This is a genomic window from Rathayibacter sp. Leaf248, from assembly GCF_920939495.1.
Taxonomy (GTDB): domain Bacteria; phylum Actinomycetota; class Actinomycetes; order Actinomycetales; family Microbacteriaceae; genus Rathayibacter; species Rathayibacter caricis.
The window spans coordinates 2,289,880-2,308,108 of sequence record NZ_CAKLAV010000001.1 but is presented as its reverse complement, the minus strand read 5'-3'; the positions used below and the strand labels follow the sequence as shown (position 1 = coordinate 2,308,108).

Genomic DNA, 18,229 nt, shown 5'->3' with positions numbered 1-18,229 from the left:
CCTGGCCGCGAGGCGCGGTGGTTCTTCGAAAGTCGCGGTAACTACTCACGCTTCCCGCAACTTCCGGGAGGACCGGGAGGACCGGGAGGCCCGCGGGCACACGAGCCACGCGGTCGCGCGCTGTCAGTCTCCGTACCGCGACGCCCCCCATGATGGGGCGATGTTCCTCCCGACCCGAGCCGCCGGGCTCGACGCGCTCGCCGATTTCGTCCCCCGCGCCGGCGGCGCCTACGCCCGCGACCGCAACCACGACCTCGGATCGTCGCGCGACAACGTGTCCGGGCTCTCCCCGTACCTCCGCCACCGGCTCGTGACCGAGCGGGAGGTCGTCGCCGCGGTCCTCGCGCGCCACCGGTTGACCGCTGCCGAGAAGTTCGTGCAGGAGGTGTTCTGGCGCACCTACTGGAAGGGCTGGCTCGAGCAGAACCCGGAGGTGTGGCGCCGCTACCGCCGCGAGGTGGACGACCTCGCCGCGGCCGGCCTCCCGTCGGGGTACCGCGACGCGATCGGCGGGCGGAGCGGCATCGACGCGATGGACGAGTGGGTGCGCGAGCTCGTCGAGACCGGCTACCTGCACAACCACACGCGCATGTGGTTCGCGAGCATCTGGATCTTCACCCTCGAGCTGCCCTGGCAGCTCGGCGCGGACTTCTTCTACCGGCACCTGCTCGACGGCGACGCCGCGTCGAACACGCTGTCGTGGAGGTGGGTCGCCGGCCTCCAGACACCGGGCAAGACCTACCTGGCGTCCGCCTCCAACATCGCGCGGTACACCGACGGGCGCTTCTCTCCGCAGGGCCTCGCCACCACGGCTCCCGCGCTGGTCGAGGAGCACTTCCCGCCCCGGGAGGCGATCGGCTCGGACGACGTGGTCGGGACCGTCGGCGCCCGCCCCGGCCTCCTGCTGCACGAGGAGGACCTCGACGCCGAGAGCCTCCTCGCCGAGCAGCCCGGCCTGGCGGACCGGATCGTGGCGAGCGCCGCGGCCGCCGACGCCCAGGAGCGCTCCCCGCTCGCGGTGTCGGAGGCGGTGCAGGCCTTCACCGGAGCGGCCCTCGTCGACGCCGCGTCCCGTGCGCAGGATGCAGGTGGTCGGCCGGCCCGGCTGCTGGCCGATGCGCGTCCCGCGACGGTCCTCGAGTGGGCGACGTCCGAGCGGCTCGACACCGTGGTGGTCCCGTACGCACCGGTCGGTCCCGTCCGTGAGCGGCTGGACGCACTCCGCCCCGCCCTCGCGGGCGAGGGAGTCGCGCTCGTCACCGTGCGACGCCGATGGGACGGCACCGCGTGGCCCTCGGCGTCGCGCGGGTTCTTCGCGTTCCGGAAGCGGATCCCGGTGCTGGTGCGCGGCCTCGACGAGCCCTCCGACGCGGTCCGCCTGTTCTGACCCGCGCCCGGGGCGGTGCCGCCACCCGCGCGCGAACCGTCGCAGAGGGCTGACCGAGAGGTCGCGGACGGCCGCCGATCGCGGGATCACGCGGCCCCGCGCGACGGATCGACGTGCCCGAGCGCGCTCCGCCGGCGGGAGTCCGCCGACCCCTCACCCGGTCAGGCTCGGGGCGCCGGGCTCGAGGCGAGGAGGGAGGCCGCGAGGTCCCGGAGGGAGCGGCCGGCGACCGAGGGGATGGTCACTCCGCTCACGACGTCGACCGGCCCCGCGTCGACCGCGCTGCCGACCGCGCCGCAGAGGGCTCCCACGAGCGCCGGCAGGCTGTCCTGGTGCCGGGTGATCGAGAAGGCGAGAGGCATCGCGCGCTCGTGGTCGCCGTCCGCCCGCTCGGCGAGGGCGAGCGCGAGGGGGAGCGTCTCCGTCACCGTGCCCGGGTGGCTGTAGGTGCGCGGGGCGAAGCGCGCGACCAGCGCGGGGACCGCCGCGAACATCGTCGCGTGCTCGTCCAGGATGCGGCGGGCATCGGCGATGCCGTCGAGCAGCCAGTCGTCCAGGTCGGACGACGCCAGCTCGGCGTCCAGCGCCCGGGCGAGGGCCTCCCCGCGCAGGGCGCGCGAGACGACCGCGGCGAACAGCCCGGCCGCGTCCACTCCGACGCCGTCGTGGGTGATCTCGGCGAGCGTGCGGGCGAGAGCGGACGCCTCTGCCGGGTCCTCTCTCGCGACGGCGGCGGCGAGTGCGCCCGGGAGGGCCGTGTCGTCGTAGAAGGCGGGGTTGTCGCGCCCGGTCTGCGGCGGCAGGAGGCCCTCGTCGGCGTTGAGCAGGGCCGAGCGCTGCGCGGTGCCGGTCCAGGTGCCGTCGACGGACATCAGGCGGCGCCAGCTCGCGAAGAGGGCGCTCGCGTCCGACGGCCCCGCCTCGAGGATCGCGAGCGCGGCGACCGCGAAGAGCTCGGTGTCGTCGGTGCCGACGAGCGACTGCGTGCCGAGGGCGCTGAGGACGAACGGGACGACGGGCCGGAGCACCAGCTCCGCGTCGAGCTCCGCGCGACCGCGGCGCAGGCTCTGGCGCACGAAGGGGTCGTGGATGGTGCGGTGCTCGCTGGCGGGGGCTCCGAGGGCGTCGCCGAGGGCGAGTCCGTGCACGGCGGCGACGGCGCGCCGCTCTCGATCGGTGGTCATGCGGCGATCCTCCTGTCGGCGGTCGACCGGTCGACGAGGGCGTCGGCGAGGTCGATGAGGTCCGTCCCTGCTGTCGCCTCGATGCAACGGCCGGCGACCGACCTCACCTGAGCGACCAGTGCGGGGTCGAGGGCGCCGGCTCCGTGCAGGGCGCCGGCGACCGCTCCGCCCATGGCGGCGATCGTGTCGGAGTCGCGGCCGATGTTGACGCCCGACTCGATGACCGCGAGCGACCCCCGGGTGGCCTGCAGCAGCCCCATCGTGAGCGCCAGGGCCTCGGGAGCGGCGTCCGCCCACATGTACTGCCGGAGCGGGATCCTCTCGAACAGCTCCTCCTCCGCGGCCTCGACCGACGACGCGGAGGAGGCGACGTCCAGCGCCCGCCGCACCAGCCGCAGCGACCACGAGTCGGCGGGGAGGGCGTCCAGCATCGCCTCGAGGACCGGATCGATCGAGTCCGCGACCATGGCGACGGCGACGCCCGCCGCGATCGACTCGGCGCAGAAGACGCCGTCGCGGTCGTGGCTCACCCGGGCGTCGACGACGGCGAGGCGGCGGGCGAGGGTCGGATCCCCCGCGGCGTAGATCCCGATCGGAGCCGCGCGCATCGCCGCTCCGTCGCTCCACATCTCGGAGTTGCGCTGCCCGCTGACCGGCGGACGGAGCCCCGCCTGCAGGTTCGCCAGCGCGATCATCTCGCTGAAGCCCGCCCCGTGGAAGCCGGCCTTCTGCACCTCCAATGCCGCGAGCCAGGCGCGGGCGACGTCGTCGGACGTCATCCCGGCGCCGCCGGCCAGCACGCTCTGCGCGGTCAGCACGGCGTACTCGGTGTCGTCGGTGCCGGCGGCGTCCTCCTCGACGAAGGTCGTCACCCGCCCCCATCGCTCCCGGATGGCGAAGAGGGTCATGCCCTCGGTCGGAGCCCCCATGGCATCGCCGATGGCGAGCCCCAGCAGGGAGCCCCGTGCGCGGTCCTTCGTCATGATCCTCCGCCTGTGCAAAACGTTTTGAGTGAGCGTACCCGTGAGCGAGGACTGCGAAGCGCTACTCTGCGAAGACTTCGGTGCGGATGCGTGCACGCCACCCCGCGCTGATGCACAAGCTTTCGACGTCGGGGGGACACGCGATGGCGGGAATCAGGGACGTCGCCGCTGCGGCCGGCGTCAGCGTGTCCACGGTCTCGCACGTCCTCTCGCGGAACCGGCCGGTCGCGCCGGCCACCCGCCTCCGTGTCGAGGCGGCGATCGCGGAGCTCGGCTACAGCGCCCACCCCGGAGCGGCCCAGCTGCGCTCGGGACGCACGAACACCATCGCCCTGGTCGTGCCGACCCTCGAGAACCCCTTCTACCCGCTGGTCGCCGGGGGGATGCAGGATGTGCTCGTGCCCCGGGGGCTCTTCCTCAGCATCACCGACTCGAGCGGGATCGGCCGATCGGAGGCGACACTCCGCCAGCTGATCTCGCGCCGGGTCGACGGGGTGGTCGCCGCGCCGTACGGCATCACCGCGACGATCCTGCAGGAGCTGAGCTCGGCCGGCATCCCGTTCGTCACGCTCGGTCGCACCGTCGCCTCCGGCGGGGACGTCGTGCACACCGACGACGCCGAGGGCGTGCGCGCCGTCACCGAGCACCTGCTCGGTCGCGGCTACCGGAGGATCGCCTTCGTCGGCGGCGACGAGAACGCGACGACCACCACCGAGCGCCTCCAGGGCTTCGAGCGGGCCCACGGGGACGCCGGTCGCCCGATCGTCGCGAGCGACATCCGCTTCGAGTCGTTCACGCGCGAAGGCGGTCGCGCGGGCGCCGCGGCGCTCCTGGACGGAGCCGATCGCCCCGATGCGATCGTCGCCGCCAACGATCTCATCGCCATCGGAGTCCTCGACGCCGCCCGGGAGAGGGGACTGCGGGTCCCCGAGGACCTCGCCGTGACGGGCTACGACGACATCGACGCCGCCTCGCTGGTGAGCCCGGCGCTCACCACGGTCGAGAACCCCGCCCGCGAGATCGGGCGCGCGTGCGCCCGCCTCCTGCTCGAGCGGCTCGACGGAGACACCGCGGGAGTCGCGCGCACCGTCGCCCTCTCGCACCGGCTGGTCGTCCGGCAGTCGTCCTGACGCGCCGGCGGATGCGGGTCTCGATACGCCGCCTGCGGCGGCTACTCGACCAGCAAGGGGTGGTGGTCTCGCGCGGCGGGGAGGGCTTCGGGCGCTGTGCTGCTGGTCAGGTAGGCCGCGGAGCGGGCGTATCGAGACCCGCCTGTCCGAGGGATGCGGGTCTCGATACGCCGCCTGTGGCGGCTACTCGACCAGCAAGGGGTGGTGGTCTCGCGCGGCGGGAAGGGCTTCGGGTGCTGTGCTGCTGGTCGAGTAGGCCGCGGAGCGGGCGTATCGAGACCCGCGTCTCTGGAGGTCGCGGGTCTCGATACGCCGCCTGCGGCGGCTACTCGACCAGCAAGGGTGATCGACACGTCGCGAACGGCCGCCGATCGGCGGGTCACGCGGCCGTCCGTGACGGATCGACGGTGGCTCGGCCGCGTTCAGCGCTGCACGCGCTCCCACAGCTCCGAGCCGAGCAGGGCGTCGGTCGCGTCGTCGATCAGCACCTGGCCCTGCTCCGGCGTGACGCGCTGCGCGATCACGAGCGCGGCCGTGCCCTGCACCGACGCCGCGAAGAGGAGCTGGAAGCGCTCGCGAGCGCGGGGGTCGCCCGACGGCTCGACGGTGAGGGCTCCGTCGAGCACCTGGAAGAGCCGCGCGGACGCCTCCCGCACTGGCCCCTCGTCGGCGGCGAGCCGGAACATGAGCTCCATCAGCGCGGCGTGCTCGACCGCGAAGACGACATGGGCGCGGCCGACGCGGCGGAACCGCTCCGGGAACGCGCCCGGCGACTCGACGGCCGCGTGCACCGCCTGGGTGAGCCGGTCGAACCCGCGCACGGCGAGCGCGTCGAGCAGCGCCTGCCGGTCGACGAAGTGGCTCCGCGGGGCCCCGTGGCTGACGCCGGCCCGCCGGGCGAGCTCGCGGAGCGACAGCGCGTCGACGCCGTCGGTGCGCAGCAGCGTCTCGGCCTGCTCGAGCAGCTCCGCGCGGAGGTTGCCGTGGTGGAAGGGCGGGGTCACCCGTCGATCGTACTGCTAGGCATTGACTAGATTCTAGACAGTGCCTAGTCTCGCCCCATGACCTCCTCTCCTCCTGACCAGTCCGGCCGCACCGTCGTCGTCACCGGCGCCACCAGTGGGATCGGCCTCGCCACCGCCCGCGCCCTGGCGGCGGCCGGTGCGCGAGTCGTGCTCGCGGTCCGCGACACGGCGAAGGGCGAGGGCGTCGCCGCCGCGATCGCCGGTGACACCCTCGTGCGCCGCCTCGACCTCGCCGACCTCGCGTCGATCCACCGCTTCGCCGAGGAGTGGAGCGGACCGATCGACGTGCTGATCAACAACGCCGGAGTCTCGACCGCCCAGCGCGAGAGCACGGCGGACGGCGTCGAGCTGCAGTTCGGCACCAACCACCTCGGCCCGTTCGCGCTCACCAACCTGCTCCTGCCGCGGATCACGGGGCGCGTGGTGTCGCTCGCGTCGCAGGCAGAGCGGATGGGGCGCCTCGACCTCGACGATCTGAACACCGAGCGGACCCCGTACCGGGAGTCGCGCGTCTACGCGACGTCGAAGCTCGCCGGGCTGCTCTTCACGGCCGGGCTGCAGCGGAGGCTCACCGGGGTGGGATCGCCCGTCCTCGCAGTGGCCGCCCATCCGGGCTTCGTCGCCACGGGCATGACCGGGCGCGCGACGGGGATCGCGGCGCGCCTCACCGCCCTGCTCGCGCAGAGCCCGGAGGACGGCGCTCTGCCCGTGCTGCTCGCCGCCACCGGGGACGTGCCGCCCGGCGCGTTCACCGGCCCGGAGCGGTTCCTGCACATGCGCGGAGGGGCTCAGCTCATCGGCCGGTCGCGGCAGGCCCGCGACGAAGCGCTCGCGTCCCGCCTGTGGGCCGCGTCCGAGCGGATGAGCGGGGTCGTGTTCCCGCTCTGACCGCGCCGGGTGCTACTCCTCCGCGCGTCCCGAGTCCTCGATCAGGCGCACCTTCACGTTGACGGCGAGCGGACCGGTCACGCTCGGCTCCTCCCGGAGCATCCCGTGCAGCAGCTCGCCGACCGCGCGCAGGATCTCGGGAGCGGGCAGCGCCGCGGAGGTGGCGATGTGCGCGCTGACCGTCGTGAACCCCTCCGACCGGTCGATGTCGACCAGCACGTCGGGCTGACGGAGCGAGAGCGTCACGGCGAGCGCGTCGGCGGCCGCCTCGAGCGGCGGCTGCGCGGGGTACACGCCGACCACGCCCTCCGCGTCGCGGACAGCGGCGGTGAGGCGCTGCGAGAGCGCGGTGTCGTCGGTCACGGTCGGTCCTCCCGGCGGGCGTAGACGTCGTCGACGGTGACGTCGATCTCGGTGACGACGAGGTCGGTGTGGCGCTCGAGGGCGTAGCGGATGCGCTCGCGCAGCCGGTCGGCGGCCTCGTCGACCGACAGGCCGAACTCGAGGGCGCAGGTCACGTCGACCCGGACGGGCGCGCCGGGCGTCGCCACGTCGCCGTCGAGCGTGCAGCGGCCCATGATCACGCCGCCCATCGTGTCGCCGGCGCGGCGGATCATCCCGCGGACGGCGGCCTCCGTGAGCGCCAGGCGCAGCGTGGGATCGGGGTGGCCGATCGGCACGTCGCGTCCGGAGCGCACCTCGGAGCGGATCGCGTCGAGCAGCCCCGCGATCCAGACGTCGTCGCGGTCGGGCTCGCGGTCGGCCCGGCTGCGCAGGGCGCTCGCCGACAGCTCGGTCAGGCGGGTGAGGTTCGCCAGTGCGAGGCGGCAGGCGGCGGAGTTCTCGATCGAGGGGTCGAGCGGGGTGCGTCCACGGTCGAGGTACTCGCCGAGCTCGTCCAGCGTGTGGCCGTCGAGGTCGTCGTCGGGCACGGCGTCGTCGGGGTTCATCGCCATGCCTCCAGTTCGTGGAGCAGGAATCGTCGAGCGCGGGAGAGGAGGCCGCGGATCGTCGAGACGGGGAGGTCGAGAGCGTCGGCGATCTCCTGGTAGCTGTAGCCGGCGGTCTCGCGGAGCAACCAACAGCGTCGCTGATCGGCGGGCAATCGGTCCAGTGCCTCCCAGACGGCGTCCAGCTGGAGGCGGGCCTCGACGATGCGCTCGGGGGAGTGCTCGGCGGGAGCGGGCGGGTCCCAGTCGTCGATGTCGTCGTGGCGGCGGCGGACGCGGATCCGGTCGATCGCCTTGTGGGTCACGATGCGCATCAGCCAGTTGCGGATGTTCGCGGGGCTGTCGAGATCGGCCAGGCGGCGCCAGCCGGTGAGGAACGCCTCCTGCACCACGTCGTCGGATTCGACGTCGGAGCCGAGGAGCTTCGCGGCGTAGACCCGCATCAGGGCGCCGTGGCGGCGGGCGAGCTGCTCGAACGCGGCGATGTCGCCGTCGACCGCGCGGGCGGCGAGGGTGGCGTCCGAGGCGTGCAGGAGGGGGTCGTCGTCGATGATCGCCTCCTGCCGTCGGGTCGCTGCCGGCGTCCGGGCGTCGTGGTCCGGGACGTCGTCCCACGGGCGGCGCCCGCGGATCGGGCCGGTGCGCGGCCCAGAGGGAATGCCTACCAGGCTCGAGGCCAGGGAGCCCGTGGGATGGCCGCTCGGCGCACGAACCGGCCGTCCCGCTCGCTGTGGAGGGACTTCTCAGGCGACGGAATCGTGACGAAACGCCCCCCGAACGCGTCTGAATAGCAGCCGACGTGCACGCGGACCCCGACCGGGGCCGGGCCGTCGGGCTCACGACACAGCGAGGTCCCTCCATGCGACACACCCCCTTCGGCCGGCCCGGGCGGCCGTCATGAGCGGGTCGACGTTCACGACGGGCAGCCCCTTCGGCTCCTCCTCCGATGCGACGGGAGGCGCCGAGCGGCGCTTCGAGGTGACGGGCGTCGATCCCGAGGCGGCGTCGGCCGTCTACGCCGACGCGTACGGCGGAGGGCGCTTCCGCGTCGCTCCGGGAGCCGGCGCGTTCTCGTTCCGCTACGCGTTCCGGGGGAGCGAGCGCGTGACGCTGCGCACCTCCGACTGCGCCGGCGCCCTCTCGGGCGAGGTGCCGCACCTGCGCGAGTACGTCGTCGGCTGGTTCCGCGCGGGCGGCGGCGCGCTCACCCTGCGCCCCTTCACCCGCACCGGAGCGGCGTCGGCGCCGTTCCTCTTCCCCGCCGAGCGCCACTTCGGCCTCGACTTCCTGCCGCACCGGCAGAACCTGATCCACTTCGCCCCGGCGTTCCTCGAGGACGTCGCCACGGAGTCGCACGCCGGCCCGCGCCGACCCGTCTCGTTCGATCACGAGGCCGACCCCGATCCGAGCGTGCTCGCGCGCTGGCGCACCGCGGTGTCGGAGGCGTCGTCGGCGCTGGCCGCCGCGGCGACCGCTCCGCTCGTGCGCTTCACGGCCGAGCTGAACCTCGCCCGCGCGCTGCTGGCGCTGTTCCCGTGGCGCGCGTGGGACGTGCCCGAGATCCTCCGCCGCCCGTCCGCCTCGCGGACCCGCGTGGCGCTCGACTTCCTGCAGCACCACGCCCGCGACCCGATCACCCCGGCCGACGCCGCCCGCGCGGCCGGACTGCACACGCGCACCCTGCAGCAGGCGACGCAGCGGCACCTCGGAGTCTCGCCGTCGGTCTACCTGCGCGACGTGCGCCTCGACCGCGCGCACACCGACCTCGTCGCGGGCGACCCGTGCTCGACGACCGTCGCCGCCGTGGCGCGCGAGTGGGGCTTCGGCAACCTCGGGCGCTTCGCGAGCACCTACCAGGCCCGCTTCGGCGAGAAGCCGAGCCAGACGCTGCGGAGCTGAGGCCGGATCGGCGAGTGGGCGCGGAGCGGGCGCTCATCCGCTCGATGCGCCCGGTCCGCGTCCACTCGGCGACCTGCCGTGCGCTGACTGGTCACGCACCGGGGCGTGCGTCGCGCGCAGGCCCCGATCCGCGACCAGTCCCGCGCGCACTCCCACGCTCCAGCGGACGCCGCCCGCTCAAGCCGCCGGGTCCGGGCTCGCCGACGCGAACGGCTCGAACGCGTCCGCGCCCTCGTCCGCGAGCCAGGAGTAGTCGACCACCTCGTCGCCGGCCCGCCAGCGCGACGGCGTCGGCGAGTGCATCCAGTCGAGCGGCTCGATGCCGCCCGACGTTCCGCCGTCCAGGGCCAGGCGCAGGGCGGCCGCGAGGTCGGCGTCCACGGCGTCGGTGCGTGTGGCGGGGTCGACCGAGACGAAGAGGGCCGTTCCGCTGCGGGCGACGAGGTCGAGGAACTGCCGGTTGAGCGCCCAGTCGGTGCCCGGGGTGCTCGCGACGCAGTCGGCGTCGGCGGTGAAGAACGCGTCGTGCTGCGCGAGGCGGAAGGCCAGCGTGTTGACCCCGACGCGGCGGGTGCGGTCCCAGTCGAGTCCGGAGGTGTCGTCGCCGATCCGCTGGGCGTCGACGAGTCCGGCCGCGAGGTGGCCGACGACGTTGCAGCCGAGCACGAGGGACGCTCCCGCGGCGGCGTGGACGGTCCGGTAGAAGGCGACGAGCGCCTCCGCCGTGGTCGACGAGGGGTCGGCCAGCGCCGGTCCGTCGCCCGGGGAGGCGCCGAAGTCGGGCCCCCAGGCGCCGAGGAGGTCGTAAGTCGAGAAGTCGTGCTTGATCAGCTCGTAGCCCCAGCCGCGGAGCCGGTCGACGTCGGCGGCGACGAGGTCGAGCACGGCACCCGAGCTCGGGTCCAGCGCCAGAGCGCCGTCGCGCGGACCCCGGATGCCCGCGACCGAGGCGTCGCGGGTGAGCAGCGGCCGGTACCAGACGCCCGGCCGCACCCCCTCGGCGCGCAGCGCGTCGGCCGCGGCAGACATGTCCGGGAACCGGTCGGGGCGCCCCTGGAGCCACGGACCGGGCGAGGCGGCTAGGTGGTCGGCGGTGCCGTCGGAGCTCCAGCCGTCGTCGATCACTCCGAAGGGCCGCACGGCGTGGTCGCCGACGAGATCCGCGACCATCCGCGCGTCGCGCACGACGGCGTCGATCCCGAAGTCGCGGCCGTAGGCGTAGTACCAGTTGTTCGCCCCGACCAGCGGGACGGAGCGGCGCAGCGGATCCGCGCACAGGGCGCGCATCAGCTCCTGCTGCACGCGGAAGGGGCCGTTGCTCCCCTCGACGCGGTGCACGGTCGCCGCGTGCACGGCGCGGTCGCCCGGGCGCACGGCCGCGCCGCCGCTCCGCAGGTCGAGGGTCAGGGTGACGCCCAGCGGGTCGCACTGCCAGAAGGCGAGCGCCCCGCCCCGCACCGCGACGCCGAGTCCCTCCGTCGAGCCGGTGGCGGGGTCGTGGAGGAGCACGCTCCAGGGCAGCACGCGTTCGGGCCGGACGGACGCCCACTCCAGCTCCCCGTAGCTGCGCTCCCACGCGTCGCCCAGCACCAGGGTGCCGGCGGGCACGGGCCGACGCCAGCGCAGCACCACGCGCGCCACCTGCCGGGTCGTCGAGACCTCGATCCGCAGGCTGTCGCCGTCGGCGCCGAGAGCGACGTCGACGGGGGAGCGGGCCGCGTCCAGGAACGCCCCGCCCGGCTCGAGCTGCACTCGGACGCTGGTGGGCTCGGGAACGGACGACGTTGTCATGAAGGTTCCATCTCGATGTCGCGAAGGGTGACGGCCCCCATGTCAGGACATCTTGCCGACATGTGTACAAGGCCGAGCTACTCGTGTAGCTTCTCCTCACAAGCTACACGAGTAGCTGCTCGTATGTACTGACAAAGGAGTCACCATGACGACCTTCCCCGGCGCGCATCGGCACCGCGGATGACGGCCGCGCAGGGCGTCGCCGCACGGCCCCGGCTCACCCCGAACCGCCGCCGCGCCCGCGGTCGCGAGCTCCTCGTCGCGATCGCGTTCATCCTCCCGGCGGCCATCGGCTTCGGCACCTTCTACGTCGCGCCGACCGTCCGGGGCATCTACCTCAGCTTCACCGACTACAACCTGATGAGCGCCCCGAGCTTCATCGGGTTCGACAACTACGTGCGGCTCGCCACCGATCCGCTCTTCTGGAACTCGGTCTGGGTGACGCTCGAATACGTCTCGATCAACATCGTCGTGCAGACCGTGGTCGCCGTCGGGCTGGCCGTCCTGATGCACCGCGTGACCCAGTCGGTGGTGATCCGCGGAGCGATCCTGCTGCCGTTCCTCATCTCGAACGTCATCGCCGCGATGATCTGGTTCCTCCTGCTCGACTACCAGCTCGGGCTCATCAACAGCCTGATCGAGACGGTCGGCCTCACCCGCATCCCGTTCTTCGCCGATCAGGACTGGGCGATCCCGACGATCGCGCTGGTCAACGTCTGGCGGCACATGGGCTACACGGCGCTGCTCGTGTTCGCCGGGCTCCAGATGATCCCGCCGTACGTCTACGAGGCCGCGCAGATCGACGGCTCCAGCGAGTGGCGCTCGTTCTGGCGGATCACGCTGCCGCTGCTGCGACCCGTCCTCGCCCTGGTGCTGGTCGTGACGGTGACCGGCTCGTTCCAGGTGTTCGACACCGTCGCCGTGACCACTCGCGGCGGACCCGTGAACGCCACCCGGGTCATGCAGTTCTACATCTACCAGGTCGGCTTCGGCGAGAACGACTTCGGCTACGCCAGCGCGATCTCGGTCGTCCTGCTCGTCATCCTCGCCGGCGTCGCGCTCCTGCAGCTCCGGCTGCTGCGCGCCGACCAGTCCGACCTCGCGTGAAGAAGGAAGACCGATGACCGCCACCCTGCCGCTGAGCGATCCGACGCTCGCCGCCGCCCCTCCCGCCCCGCGTCGGCCCGTCCGCCGCCGTCCCTCCGCCGGCCGGATCCTCGCCTGGGCCGCCCTGATCGCCGCGCTCTTCGTGACCCTCTTCCCCTTCTTCTGGATGATCCGCACGGCCTTCTCGACCGAGAACGCCCTCGCCAGCGACCCCACCTCGCTCCTGCCCGTCGAGTTCACCTGGGGCGCGTTCGCCCGGGTGCTCGGCTTCGCGACGCAGGAGCAGGCGATCGCCGAGGGCGGCTCCGGCGCCTCCGTGAACTTCTGGCTCTACCTGCGCAACTCGGTCGCCTACGCGACCCTCGTCACCGCCGGTCAGCTGCTGTTCTGCTCGCTCGCCGCCTACGCCTTCGCCCGCCTGCGCTGGCCGGGGCGCGACGCGGTGTTCTTCCTCTTCCTCACCGCGCTCATGGTGCCGCCGATCTTCACGGCGCTGCCGAACTTCGTCCTCATGCGCGACCTGGGGCTGCTCAACTCGTTCGCCGGGCTCGCCCTGCCGAGCCTGCTGATGACCCCGTTCGCCGTGTTCTTCCTCCGCCAGTTCTTCCTCGGGATCAGCAAGGAGATCGAGGAGGCGGCCGAGCTGGACGGCGCGGGCAAGCTGCGCATCTTCTTCCGCCTGATCGTGCCGATGAGCGTCGCTCCGCTGGCCACGCTCGGGATCCTCACCTACATCAACACCTGGAACGACTACTTCTGGCCGCTGCTCGCCGGCAACACGGAGGAGTCCCGCGTCCTCACCGTCGCCCTCGGTGTGTTCCGCTCGCAGACCCCCAACGGCAGCCCCGACTGGGCCGGCCTCATGGCCGCGACGCTCGTCGCCGCCGTGCCCGTGCTCGTGCTCTTCCTGGCCTTCGGCCGCCGCATCGTCGACTCGATCGGCTACTCCGGCGTCAAGTGACGCCCCGCAGACCCCTTCCCCCACCTCGTGCAATGAAGCAGATAGGACCCACCACCGTGTCACGCACTCTCCGCAGATCCGCCACCGTCCTCGCCGGCGCCACCGCGCTCGGCCTCTCCCTCACCGCCTGCGTCGGCGGAGGAGGGGGTGGCGCCGCGTCGAACGACGGCGCATCGATCGACACCAGCGCCGCCACCGGCACCGTCGAGTACTGGCTCTGGGACAACAACCAGAAGGCCGCGTACCAGCAGTGCGCCGACGACTTCTCGGCCTCGAACCCCGACGTCACCGTGAACATCTCGCAGTACTCGTGGGACGACTACTGGACGAAGCTGACCAACGGATTCGTCGCCGGCACCGCCCCCGACGTGTTCACGAACCACCTCTCGAAGTACGCCGACTTCATCGCCAACGACCAGCTCGTCGCCCTCGACGACGTGCTCGAGAAGGACGGCGTCGACGTCGACCAGTACCAGGACGGCCTCGCCGACCTCTGGGTCGGCCAGGACGGCGCGCGCTACGGCCTGCCCAAGGACTGGGACACCGTGGCCGTGTTCTACAACGAGGCCCTGATCACCGACGGCGGCTACACCCCCGAGCAGCTCGCCGAGCTGGAGTGGAACCCGGAGGACGGCGGCACCTACGGCGAGGCGATCGCCCACCTCACCGTCGACGTGAACGGCGTCCGCGGCGACGAGGACGGCTTCGACAAGGACCGCGTCGCGGTCTACGGACTGGGCCTGGACGGCGGCTCGGGCGGCGGCAACGGCCAGACGCAGTGGAGCATGTACGCCGGCAGCACCGGCTGGACCTACACCGACGAGAACCCGTGGGGCACCGCCTACAACTACGACGACGAGAAGTTCCAGTCGACCATCGGCTGGATGGCCGACCTGATCGAGAAGGGCTACATGCCCTCGGTCGCCGCGGTGACCGGCAGCGACGCCGCGCAGACGTTCGGCGCCGGCAAGTACGCCATGACCACCAATGGCTCGTGGAACATCAACTCCTTCACCTCGCTCACGGGCGTCGACGTCGGCATCGCGCCGACCCCGATCGGCCCCGACGGCGAGCGCTCGACCATGTTCAACGGCCTCGCCGACTCGATCTGGGCGGGCTCCGAGAACAAGGACGCCTCGGCCAAGTGGGTCGAGTACCTCGCCTCGGCCGAGTGCCAGGACGTCATCGGGGCGGCCGGAGTCGTCTTCCCGGCGATCCCGAGCGGCACCGACGCGGCGAAGGCCGCCTTCGCCGACAAGGGGATCGACGTCACCGCCTTCACGCAGCAGGTCGACGACGGCACCACCTTCCTCTTCCCGATCACCGACAACGCGGCGAAGATCGCCGGCATCATGACGCCGGCCGTGGACGCCGTCCTCGAGGGGCAGGCCGACCCGTCCTCGCTCACCGACGCGGACGAGCAGGTCGACGCGCTGTTCGACTAGCGTCCGACAGGGGGACCCGGGCCGCGGGTCCCCCCACGAGTCCGAGGAGACCGCTGTGCTCGATCGTTCGCTGCCGCGCAAGGCGCCGACCCGCAACCAGGTCGCCGAGCACGCCCAGGTGAGCACGGCGGTCGTCAGCTACGTGCTCACCGGCGCCAAACGCGTCTCGCCCGAGAAGGAGCGCCGCGTGCACGAGGCGATCAAGGAGCTGGGCTACGTGCCCAACACCGCGGCGCGCGCCCTGCGCACGGGCCGCACGCACGTCCTCGCCCTCCTCATCCCCGACAGCAGCAACCCCTACTTCGCCGAGTTCGCCCTGCAGATCGAGACCGCGGCCGCCGAGCGCGGCTACGCCCTCCTCATCGCCAACACCCACGACGACGCCGAGAACGAGGAGCGGCTCGTCACCGAGATGGGCTCGCGCGGGGTGGACGGGCTGATCATCGCGAGCGTCCTGCAGGGCCTGCGGCCCGGCTCCTCCTCGGACGCGCAGGTCCCGACCGTCGTGATCGACGCGTTCCACCCCATCGAGGGAGCCCCCTCCATCGGGGTGGACGCGATCGGGAGCGCGGCGGAGGCGGTGCGGCACCTCGTCGAGGTGCACGGCCGCCGGCGGGTCGCGCTCGTCCTCGGTGCGAGCTCCGACCCCGATCAGCGCACCGATCCCCGGCAGATCGGCTGGGAGCGGACGCTCCGGGACGCCGGGCTCGAGCCCGGCCCGATCGAGATCACCGGGTGGTCGCGGGAGGGCGGGCTGGAGGCGGCGGCGAGGCTGCTCTCGGGGCCCGGCCGTCCCGACGCGGTCTTCGCGGGCTCCGACCTCATCGGCATCGGCTTCCTCCGCGGCGCCGCCGACCACGGCCTCCGCATCCCCGAGGACCTGGCGGTCATCTCCTACGACGGCACGTCGGAGTCGGCCTTCAGCGTCCCCCGCCTCACCACCCTCCAGCAGCCCGTGCGCGCCATGGCCCGCGCGGCGATCGATGCCGTCCTCCACACCGGCCCGCCGCCGAAGAGCATCACGACCTTCCCCGGCGAGCTGATCCTCCGCGAGTCCTGCGGATGCGGCGCCCACCGCGCCCCCGTCACCTCCACGAAAGGCCCTCCGACATGACCTCTCCCCGCACGACCGGCGTCGTGATGCGCACCGCCGGCGTCTCGCTCGTCGTCGACCTCAGCGACGACCGGCTCCCCGCCGTCCTGCACTGGGGCGCCGACACCGGCCCGCTCGACCTCGAGGCCTTCGAGGCCTTCGCCGCGGCGGGGCGGACCCCCGTCGGCCCGAACGACGTCGACGAGCCCGTCCGCGTCGCGCTCCTCCCCGAGCACTGGACGGGCTGGACGGGACGCCCGGGGCTCAGCGGCTCGCGCTCCGGCGCCGACTGGTCGCCGCGCTTCACCGTGGCCTCGATCTCGGTGACCGAGGGAGGGAGTGCCTCGACGCTCCCGCAGGACGTTCCGCTGGTCGTCGCCACCGGCCCCGCATCGCTGCGGGTCCGGGCCGTCGACGCCGTCGCGGGGCTCGCCGTCGAGATCGAGCTCGAGCTCGACGCGTCGGGAGTCGTCCGCACCCGCGCCGAGGTCACCAACCTCGGCGACGACGTCTACCAGCTGGACGAGCTGCTGCTGTGCCTGCCCGTGCCCGCGACGGCGAGCGAGATCCTCGACTTCGCCGGGCGCTGGGGCAAGGAGCGCACGCCGCAGCGGCGCCCCGTGGGCATCGGCGCGCACCGCCGCGAGGGCCGCCACGGCCGCACCGGGGCCGACGCCGCGACCCTCCTCTCGGTCGGAGCGCCCGGCTTCGGCTTCGCCGACGGCGAGGTCTGGGGGCTGCACACCGGCTGGTCGGGCAACCACGTGCACCAGGTCGAGCGCGTCTCGACCGGCGTGCAGCTGCTCGGCGGAGGGGAGCTGCTGCTCCCCGGCGAGGTCCGCCTGGCCGCGGGCGAGAGCTACCGGAGCCCCTGGGTGCACGGCTCGTACGCCGTCGGACTCGACGCCGTCGCGCGCCGGTTCCACCGGATGCTCCGCGCCCGGCCGGGTCACCCCTCCTCCGCCCGCCCCGTGACCCTCAACGTCTGGGAGGCGGTCTACTTCGACCACGACCTCGACGTGCTGACCGAGCTCGCCGAGCGCGCCGCCGCGCTGGGCATCGAGCGGTACGTGCTCGACGACGGCTGGTTCGGCAGCCGTCGCGACGACCGCTCGGGCCTGGGCGACTGGACCGTCTCGGCCGACGTCTGGCCCGACGGGCTGCACCCGCTCGTCGATCGCGTCCGGGCGCTCGGGATGCAGTTCGGCCTCTGGTTCGAGCCCGAGATGGTGAACCCCGACTCCGATCTCGCCCGCGCGCACCCGGACTGGATCCTGTCCACCGGAGGCCGCCTACCCGTCGAGTCCCGGACGCAGCAGGTGCTCGACCTGGCGAACCCCGACTGCTTCGCGCACCTCCGGGACGCGATCACGGCGATCCTCGACGAGTACGACATCGCGTACATCAAGTGGGACCACAACCGCGACCTCGTCGACGCGGGGCGCCCGCCCGGCGGGGAGGCGGGAGTGCACGAGCAGACGCTCGCCTTCTACCGCCTGGTCGACGAGATCCGCGAGCGCTTCCCCGACCTCGAGATCGAGTCGTGCTCCTCCGGCGGCGCGCGAGTGGACCTCGGCGTGCTCGAGCGGACCGACCGCGTCTGGGTCTCGGACAACATCGACCCGCTGGACCGTCAGCAGATGAACCGCTGGACGACGCAGCTGATCCCACCGGAGCTGATGGGCTCGCACATCGCCTCGGCCCTCTCGCACACCACCGGGCGCCGGCACGACCTGTCCTTCCGCGCCGTCTCGGCCCTCTTCGGGCACCTGGGCGTCGAGTGGGATCTGCGCACGGCCACGGAGGAGGAGCTCGACGAGCTCGGCGCGTGGATCGCGTTCCACAAGGAGCAGCGCGCGCTCCTGCACGGCGGCGACCTCGTCCGCCTCGACCACCCCGACGCGACGCTCGCCGTGCACGGCGTCGTGGCGGCGGACCGCTCGGCGGCGGTCTACTCGCTCGTCTCGCTCGCCCGCTCCGAGGTGGTGTCGCCCGGCCGCGTCCGGCTGCCGGGTCTCGACCCCGACGCGTCCTACCGCGTCGAGCCGGTGCTCGTCGGCGGTGTCGGGCGCGGCACGACTCCCGCCGAGTGGTGGGGGCTCCGAGCGGAGCCGTCGGCGGACGCCCACGGCGCGCCGTCGTGGGTGCCGCGGGGCGAGCGGATCGGCACGGTCGTCTCGGGAGCGGCGCTCGCCTCCGCGGGGCTGATGGCGCCGCTGCTGCACCCCGAGCACGGGGTGGTCTACACGGCGACGCGGGTCTGATCGCGCGGCCGCCGCGACCGGCTCACTCCGATCGCGGCGGCTGCGGGTGACAGCGCGAGGGTTCTCCTGTATGTTCATATGTAAGTACATGGCGGGTCGCAGAAGCACGGCGCCCACCCCCT

General features: G+C 73.2%; 16 protein-coding genes. 9 read left to right on the top strand and 7 right to left on the bottom strand.

All coding sequences use genetic code 11. The features are described 5' to 3' along the window. The first annotated feature begins 160 nt into the window (after positions 1-160). Positions 161-1,387, top strand: coding sequence for an FAD-binding domain-containing protein (locus LRG51_RS11045; protein WP_230672767.1), 1,227 nt, complete (start codon positions 161-163; stop codon positions 1,385-1,387). 161 nt (positions 1,388-1,548) lie between these two features. Here LRG51_RS11045 and LRG51_RS11040 read toward each other — a convergent pair whose 3' ends face one another. Beyond that, on the bottom strand, positions 1,549-2,571 hold the full coding sequence (locus LRG51_RS11040; RefSeq protein WP_107574080.1) for an ADP-ribosylglycohydrolase family protein: 1,023 nt from the start codon (positions 2,569-2,571) through the stop codon (positions 1,549-1,551). Further along, positions 2,568-3,554, bottom strand: coding sequence for an ADP-ribosylglycohydrolase family protein (locus LRG51_RS11035; RefSeq protein ID WP_230672766.1), 987 nt, complete (start codon positions 3,552-3,554; stop codon positions 2,568-2,570). Before LRG51_RS11035 ends, LRG51_RS11040 begins: the two co-directional genes overlap by 4 nt. A gap of 143 nt (positions 3,555-3,697) precedes the next feature. Here LRG51_RS11035 and LRG51_RS11030 point away from each other — a divergent pair, with 143 nt between their 5' ends. Next, positions 3,698-4,684, top strand: a complete 987-nt coding sequence (locus LRG51_RS11030; protein WP_230672765.1) for a LacI family DNA-binding transcriptional regulator — start codon at positions 3,698-3,700, stop codon at positions 4,682-4,684. 422 nt (positions 4,685-5,106) lie between these two features. Here LRG51_RS11030 and LRG51_RS11025 read toward each other — a convergent pair whose 3' ends face one another. Further along, positions 5,107-5,688, bottom strand: coding sequence for a TetR/AcrR family transcriptional regulator (locus tag LRG51_RS11025; RefSeq protein WP_230672764.1), 582 nt, complete (start codon positions 5,686-5,688; stop codon positions 5,107-5,109). A 57-nt stretch (positions 5,689-5,745) separates the two neighbouring features. On the opposite strand from LRG51_RS11025, the gene LRG51_RS11020 reads away from it, so the two are divergent. After that, on the top strand, positions 5,746-6,597 hold the full coding sequence (locus tag LRG51_RS11020; RefSeq protein ID WP_230672763.1) for an oxidoreductase: 852 nt from the start codon (positions 5,746-5,748) through the stop codon (positions 6,595-6,597). 12 nt (positions 6,598-6,609) lie between these two features. Here the strand turns inward: LRG51_RS11020 and LRG51_RS11015 are convergent, their stop codons facing one another. Genes LRG51_RS11015 through LRG51_RS11005 form a run of 3 tightly spaced genes read right to left on the bottom strand, consistent with a single transcriptional unit; the run spans position 6,610 to position 8,032 of the window. Beyond that, a complete protein-coding gene (locus LRG51_RS11015) occupies positions 6,610-6,960 on the bottom strand; it encodes a hypothetical protein (RefSeq protein WP_230672762.1) in 351 nt (116 codons plus the stop codon). After that, positions 6,957-7,547, bottom strand: a complete 591-nt coding sequence (locus LRG51_RS11010) for an Asp23/Gls24 family envelope stress response protein (RefSeq protein ID WP_162238011.1) — start codon at positions 7,545-7,547, stop codon at positions 6,957-6,959. Before LRG51_RS11010 ends, LRG51_RS11015 begins: the two co-directional genes overlap by 4 nt. After that, positions 7,544-8,032 (bottom strand): RNA polymerase sigma factor, encoded by a 489-nt coding sequence (locus LRG51_RS11005; RefSeq protein WP_268966592.1) that lies wholly within the window; start codon positions 8,030-8,032, stop codon positions 7,544-7,546. The genes LRG51_RS11010 and LRG51_RS11005 overlap by 4 nt, the downstream gene beginning before the upstream one ends. A gap of 412 nt (positions 8,033-8,444) precedes the next feature. On the opposite strand from LRG51_RS11005, the gene LRG51_RS11000 reads away from it, so the two are divergent. Then, positions 8,445-9,446 (top strand): helix-turn-helix transcriptional regulator, encoded by a 1,002-nt coding sequence (locus tag LRG51_RS11000; protein WP_230672760.1) that lies wholly within the window; start codon positions 8,445-8,447, stop codon positions 9,444-9,446. A 177-nt stretch (positions 9,447-9,623) separates the two neighbouring features. Here LRG51_RS11000 and LRG51_RS10995 read toward each other — a convergent pair whose 3' ends face one another. Continuing rightward, positions 9,624-11,237, bottom strand: a complete 1,614-nt coding sequence (locus LRG51_RS10995; RefSeq protein ID WP_230672759.1) for a hypothetical protein — start codon at positions 11,235-11,237, stop codon at positions 9,624-9,626. Positions 11,238-11,417: 180 nt separating this feature from the next. Here LRG51_RS10995 and LRG51_RS10990 point away from each other — a divergent pair, with 180 nt between their 5' ends. Genes LRG51_RS10990 through LRG51_RS10970 form a run of 5 tightly spaced genes read left to right on the top strand, consistent with a single transcriptional unit; the run spans position 11,418 to position 18,107 of the window. Beyond that, positions 11,418-12,344: a carbohydrate ABC transporter permease gene (locus LRG51_RS10990; protein ID WP_230672758.1), complete on the top strand. Its 927-nt coding sequence runs from the start codon at positions 11,418-11,420 to the stop codon at positions 12,342-12,344. Positions 12,345-12,357: 13 nt separating this feature from the next. Beyond that, positions 12,358-13,305 (top strand): carbohydrate ABC transporter permease, encoded by a 948-nt coding sequence (locus LRG51_RS10985; protein WP_056868991.1) that lies wholly within the window; start codon positions 12,358-12,360, stop codon positions 13,303-13,305. A gap of 56 nt (positions 13,306-13,361) precedes the next feature. Then, on the top strand, positions 13,362-14,750 hold the full coding sequence (locus tag LRG51_RS10980) for an ABC transporter substrate-binding protein (protein ID WP_230672757.1): 1,389 nt from the start codon (positions 13,362-13,364) through the stop codon (positions 14,748-14,750). Positions 14,751-14,805: 55 nt separating this feature from the next. Then, positions 14,806-15,864 (top strand): LacI family DNA-binding transcriptional regulator, encoded by a 1,059-nt coding sequence (locus LRG51_RS10975; protein ID WP_107574088.1) that lies wholly within the window; start codon positions 14,806-14,808, stop codon positions 15,862-15,864. Next, positions 15,861-18,107 (top strand): alpha-galactosidase, encoded by a 2,247-nt coding sequence (locus LRG51_RS10970; RefSeq protein ID WP_230672756.1) that lies wholly within the window; start codon positions 15,861-15,863, stop codon positions 18,105-18,107. Before LRG51_RS10975 ends, LRG51_RS10970 begins: the two co-directional genes overlap by 4 nt. The last annotated feature ends 122 nt before the right edge of the window (positions 18,108-18,229 follow it).